Annotated in this window: 5 protein-coding genes and 3 pseudogenes; 1 reads left to right on the forward strand and 7 read right to left on the reverse strand. The window is 59.5% G+C overall.

Features of this window, described 5'->3' with window-relative positions; all coding sequences use genetic code 11:
- The 3 pseudogenes from EN845_RS36445 to EN845_RS32835 all read right to left on the reverse strand — a co-directional run.
- Positions 1-133, reverse strand: a pseudogene (locus EN845_RS36445) (IS3 family transposase); the annotation flags it as partial.
- A gap of 262 nt (positions 134-395) precedes the next feature.
- Positions 396-746 (reverse strand): annotated as a pseudogene (locus tag EN845_RS36450) (class I tRNA ligase family protein); the annotation flags it as partial.
- A gap of 473 nt (positions 747-1,219) precedes the next feature.
- Positions 1,220-1,354: pseudogene (locus EN845_RS32835) on the reverse strand (aminocyclopropane-1-carboxylate deaminase/D-cysteine desulfhydrase family protein); the annotation flags it as partial.
- Between the two features lie 389 nt (positions 1,355-1,743).
- Between EN845_RS32835 and EN845_RS32840 the strand changes: the two are divergent.
- The gene (locus tag EN845_RS32840; protein ID WP_127308805.1) at positions 1,744-3,543 is read left to right on the forward strand and encodes an ABC transporter ATP-binding protein; all 1,800 of its coding nucleotides are present in this window, start codon (positions 1,744-1,746) and stop codon (positions 3,541-3,543) included.
- Positions 3,544-4,119: 576 nt separating this feature from the next.
- On the opposite strand, the gene EN845_RS32850 is transcribed toward EN845_RS32840, so the two are convergent.
- The 4 genes from EN845_RS32850 to EN845_RS32865 all read right to left on the reverse strand — a co-directional run.
- Complete coding sequence (locus EN845_RS32850) at positions 4,120-4,326, reverse strand: exopolysaccharide production repressor protein (RefSeq protein ID WP_126097330.1); 207 nt, start codon at positions 4,324-4,326, stop codon at positions 4,120-4,122.
- Positions 4,323-4,640, reverse strand: a complete 318-nt coding sequence (fdxB, locus tag EN845_RS32855) for a ferredoxin III, nif-specific (protein ID WP_174800308.1) — start codon at positions 4,638-4,640, stop codon at positions 4,323-4,325. Before fdxB ends, EN845_RS32850 begins: the two co-directional genes overlap by 4 nt.
- Positions 4,637-4,840, reverse strand: a complete 204-nt coding sequence (locus EN845_RS32860; protein ID WP_063169367.1) for a CCE_0567 family metalloprotein — start codon at positions 4,838-4,840, stop codon at positions 4,637-4,639. The genes fdxB and EN845_RS32860 overlap by 4 nt, the downstream gene beginning before the upstream one ends.
- A gap of 46 nt (positions 4,841-4,886) precedes the next feature.
- A partial coding sequence (locus EN845_RS32865; protein WP_135931262.1) for a DUF269 domain-containing protein occupies positions 4,887-4,994 on the reverse strand: 108 nt, incomplete at its 5' end.

Consider the following 4,994-nt stretch of genomic DNA (forward strand, 5'->3'; position numbering starts at 1 on the left):
CCTCCCGGTCGTCCGGCCTGCTGGTCTGGTAGCGAACCGTCATGCGGCAACAGCCGATGGCTTTACACGCCCGCCGTTCGCTCATCCCGAAGCCTTCCTTCAGGCGAGCGACAGCTTTCCGCTTGGCCGCGGGCGGGAAAAAGACGTCGCGCCGCTGCATAGTCTGGCGCCTGACGGTAGATCACGCAATCGCATGCCTGCGCGGCCGCGCGCCTGACCGAGAAGCCATCCTCCGAATAGGCGCGTTCCATCGCCGCGCGATGGATCTCTATTCGAGCAAAGAAGGCGCGGTCGGCCGGAGCCCAGTCGCCTGCGTCGGGCACACGGCCACCAAACTCCTGCTTGATTTCCTGGTCCAGCTCATCAAGCCAATTCAGCCATATCCGTTTGAATATCTCGTTCTCGGTGCGACGTAGCGCGTCCCGCGTGAAGTTCGTCCGCTCACCTTCCGGGCGTGTCAGGCCCAAATGAAGAGGCAGGATGTCGACTGTGTTTGGGCTCAGAACCTCCTTCCCCCAGACCGCATGGCCGCGGCTGGTTGAGAGCTTCTGGCCGTCGAGCAGGTAGAACTCATTCACGTGATAGCGGATGCGCGGCGTCCAGTGGGAGAACACCTTGGCATAAAGAGCGGGGTAGAGTAGCGCGTGGTAGAAGGAACTGTCGAAACCCAAGAAATGGACGATCTGCCAGTCATTGCTGGGCGTCGCCGCATTCCAGTCGCGACCAAACTTCCGCCGGCGGCCGATTTATAACGTCGCCGTCATCTTGCCGCTAGGGCCAATAGGCGGGCTCCGCACCGGAAATTAGGGACGGCCGGCAACCCAAATTTACGGACTGTGGCGCGGAAACGGCTCTTGCCACCTCCTCGCAGCGCGAGTCTGAAAAAGATGCCTTCGGAAGGCGCGGCCTTCAGGAGGTCTCTCCCGTCTTGCGGAAGATCGAGGCGAGATTCGGATGCCTTCTTCACTCACTCGAGGCGCAGCGCTAAAGACGGTCACACAGGTAGGTCGGGGACATGTATGTGGCCCATCCTGCAGCATCACGAGCCTGACGATTTTGTCCTCGCGCCGGCAAGACGCATTCGGTCAGCAGCTTTGTCGAGGCTGCCGTCGGGAGGTTCGGGAAGGAGATATTCCGGGAAGGCGAAGGCGTTGACGAGGTGGGCCGCAACGCAGGAACAACCTGGCACTGATCCAAACAGACAAACGTTTGTTTCGGGCCGTACCTCTGCTCCCATGAATTGCTCAAGAGAAAATGTCGCCGACCCGGTCGTAGTCTGCATCCTCATGCGGACCCAGCTCTCCTGAAGTAGACGACATCTCATGCCAATCTTGGCAGCAACCGTCGCGATCATACAGTTTGGACTGCCACTCCGCGATGGAGACAAGTATGTCGACATCTGGTCGCGTCAGGTATGACGTATTGAACTTACGCCGCTTGCTTTCGCCGAATGCAAGATTGCCGTTGCGGAGAAGCCCCTTTAGATCCTGTCGTCAATGTCCGCATTTGCCTCCATCCACCGCCGGTTGTCGAGTCCGTGACAATTGTGCTTGGCCGTCCGGACTCTCAACGCGTTGAGCAACATGCAAATCTGAGCCTTTTTTTGGCACAACTTTTGATAGGACCGTTGAGGGGCAGCAGGGGCTGTCCACCGATCTTGTTGTGGTGGGTGATGTCGAAAATTCCAGTTTTGTCATTTAACTTCTTTGGGACCGAGCGTGTTGATGCGCCCGCTTGGAAACTATGAAACGTTTCCCCGTCCATGGGCGCGGCGCCACTTGTCGCGACGTTTTCGCCTTCACTGTTCGCCTCTGGAACAGGCAGCCGGCCCGGCTCGCGATCATCATGACCGCGATGCTCGCCTCCACGCTGGCTGACGTGTTGATGCCGCTCTATTCTGGCCGACTTATCGACGCTGTTTCTCGTGCTGCTAATGCGGCAGCACCAGCTTCGGCAGCTGTTGCAGCATTCTCTGTACCGATTGCATTGGCACTCGGTTCCATTGCCATGCGCCACGTCGCCTTAATTGGCCTGAACGACCTGGTGTTGAAAATGATTTCCGATGTCGCGACCGAAGCGTTCCATCATGTGCAGCGTTTTTCGACAGACTGGCATGCAAACAGCTTCGCCGGCTCGACAGTGCGCAAGATAACGCGCGGCATGTGGGCGCTCGACCTCCTCAACAGCACGATACTCGTCACGCTGCTCCCGTCGTTTGTCATCTTGATCGGCTCGACGGTGCTGCTCGGCTGGCACTGGCCGGTCATGGGCGTGATCTTTGCTTGCGGCTCTCTCGTCTACCTTGCGTTTTCGATTTCGCTGTCGCTCGGCTATGTCGCGCCAGCGGCGAGCCTTGCCAACCGATGGGACACAAGGCTCAGCGGCGCGCTTGCGGACGCGGTCAGTTGCAACGCTGTGGTCAAGGGCTTCGGCGCAGAGGTTCGCGAAGACGAGCGGCTTGCAAATATCATGACGAAATGGCGGCACCGCGCGCGCCGGAGCTGGGTGCGCGGAACGATCATCGGCTCAACCCAAGGCGTAACTTTGGTTGCGCTCAGGGTGGCGGTGGTCGGATATGCCCTGCTTCTGTGGTCGCATGGACAGGCAACGCCGGGCGAGATAGCATATGTTCTCACGTCCTTCATCGTCCTGCAGGGCTATCTGCGTGATGCCGGCATGCATGTCCGCAACGTGCAGCACTCGGTTAATGATATGGAAGAACTGGTGGCCATCCACAATCAGAAGGTGGATGTTGCCGATCGTCCAGAGGCCAAGCCGATCCGGATCACGAACGGCCGTATCGATTTCGAGAACGTCCACTTCCGCTACGCCAACCATCCCCTGCCGCTCTATAGCGAATGTTCGCTGTCGATTGAAGCTGGCGAAAGGGTTGGGTTGGTTGGACCCTCCGGTTCCGGCAAGACAACATTCGTGAAGCTGATCCAGAGACTCTACGACCTGAGCGGCGGCCGGATCCTGATAGACGGTCAGGACGTCTCCGAGGTGACCCAAGAGTCCCTTCGTTCGCAGATCGCGATCGTGCAGCAGGAGCCGATCCTGTTTCACAGGTCGCTTGCCGAGAACATCGCCTATGGCCGGCCTGGCGCGAGCCAGGCCGAGATCGAGCAAGCGGCACGGCTGGCAAGTGCCCACGAATTCATCGCGCCCCTGCCGAAGGGCTATGGGACATTGGTCGGCGAAAGGGGTTTGAAGCTCTCCGGCGGCGAGCGCCAGCGCGTGGCGATCGCGCGCGCCTTCCTCGCGAACGCGCCGATCCTGATTCTGGACGAGGCCACATCGAGCCTCGATTCGGAATCCGAGGTGCTCATTCAACAAGCGGTGGATCGGTTGATGGTGGGTCGAACCACACTCGTCATCGCACACCGGCTGTCGACCGTCCGCTCGCTCGATCGGCTGCTCGTCTTCGACCGTGGCCGCATCATGGAGGACGGCGATCATGCCGCCCTGATCAATCTCGATGGTGGCATTTACCGCCGCCTCTTCGAACGGCAGGCGTTGGAACTCGCGAAGGGCCTGGCCTGATCGCTAAACCGGCTTGCGCGATGCGCCGAGCCGTTGCCGGAGAGGGGTGTGGCAGTGACGAGCGGCGGGCGTTAGGCCGGCAAAACAAGCACGGCCGGAACTGTCCGCCAAACGGGCGAGCGGGAATGCACCACGTCTAAGCTTCGGCGAATGCGCGCAGTTACACGCGGGCACCGAATTGTCGCGCCTAACGGCGCACGCACCAAAAGGGCGGGAATGTCGACGGCCCGGGAAGAGTGCGGCCCTCGCCGTTACCCACATTTCGCCAAAGGAAGCGAAGTCAGCACAGGCCGGCTGGGAGCCCTGTCGCTGGCCCAACCTACCGCACGCCGGCCACGTCAACGCTTCAAAGTCCCTTCGGTTCGCAAAGTCGTCCCCTTGGAGACCCGGAAGCGCAGGAGCTCCGACCGCAGTCTTCGCTCAACTCTCGCCATCTGCTCCGGGATTGGATTCCGTTCCCTTGCTAGCACTGTGGCAGCTGAGCACGAACTCGCCGGCCTCGTGTCTTTCGATTACGGCCAACGGGCTTAGGAAGAGATTGGATTCGCCGGCCCTCTGCGGAGCGAATGAACAGTTCTACAGATCATCGACGTCCGCGAAAAAGAGCACGCAGCCGAAGTAGTCGGCCTGAAGCAGCAGCGAACAGGCCAGCGTCGTGACGACTGCCACACGGAGCGAATCCAAAGCGAAGTAAACCATCGACGCATTGCTGCACAGGACCAGCCCCACGAGCCGACAAAAAGATGAAGTGCAACGCCGTTCTCCTGGTTTTCGCCAGATCATGTTGCGAGCTCGTCGGCCGCAACATGCGTCTGGCAGTTCTTGGGGCAGACGCGGCCGCAGGCTCCGCAGCCGATGCAGCGGCCGGCATCATCGACAACCATGATCATGCGATTGAGCTTGCCGTCGAAATCATCGTCCTCGTCATCGCAGGGGCCGAGGATTTCACCCGCATCATCAACGCCGTGAAGATGCATGACATCGCGCGAGCAGACCTTGAAACAACGGCAGCAGCCGATGCAGGTCTTGCTATCGATGGAGGTCAGGTACGACGGCATCCAAATGGAGCCGTCACGGGTGGTGAATGTGCGCATCATCCTAAATTCTTCATTGAAGCGAGTTCTCTCTTGGCAACATCCAACTCGGCATAAACGGCTTGGGTTTTCTCGGCGACTTCCTGTATGTCGGCCCACTTGCCCGGCAGACCCTCGACAAGGTCCTGCAATGCCATCTTGGCAATAGCTGCACGCAACTGGAGCTTTCGGACTTTCTTCCTCATCTTATCTAGGTCTGACATAGATCCTTCCTGGAACAATGGTTTTGTTGATGCGCTCCATCTCGGGCTAGGCTTCAATGGCTGCAGTCGCATCGTCGACCAGTTTCGTACCGGCCTCAGCAAGTTTGCGGAAAGTCTCGAAGCCGAACCGGTGGACGTCTCGACAGAACGCCCA

This window comes from Mesorhizobium sp. M8A.F.Ca.ET.202.01.1.1, from assembly GCF_004791595.1.
GTDB lineage: Bacteria > Pseudomonadota > Alphaproteobacteria > Rhizobiales > Rhizobiaceae > Mesorhizobium.

Bases quoted from the DNA above. Each gene is read 5' to 3' on its own strand.
- EN845_RS32840 (WP_127308805.1), top strand. From the start codon at position 1,744: ATGAAACGTTTCCCCGTCCATGGGCGCGGCGCCACTTGTCGCGACGTT.
- EN845_RS32850 (WP_126097330.1), bottom strand. From the start codon at position 4,326: ATGATCTGGCGAAAACCAGGAGAACGGCGTTGCACTTCATCTTTTTGT.
- fdxB (WP_174800308.1), bottom strand. From the start codon at position 4,640: ATGATGCGCACATTCACCACCCGTGACGGCTCCATTTGGATGCCGTCG.
- EN845_RS32860 (WP_063169367.1), bottom strand. From the start codon at position 4,840: ATGTCAGACCTAGATAAGATGAGGAAGAAAGTCCGAAAGCTCCAGTTG.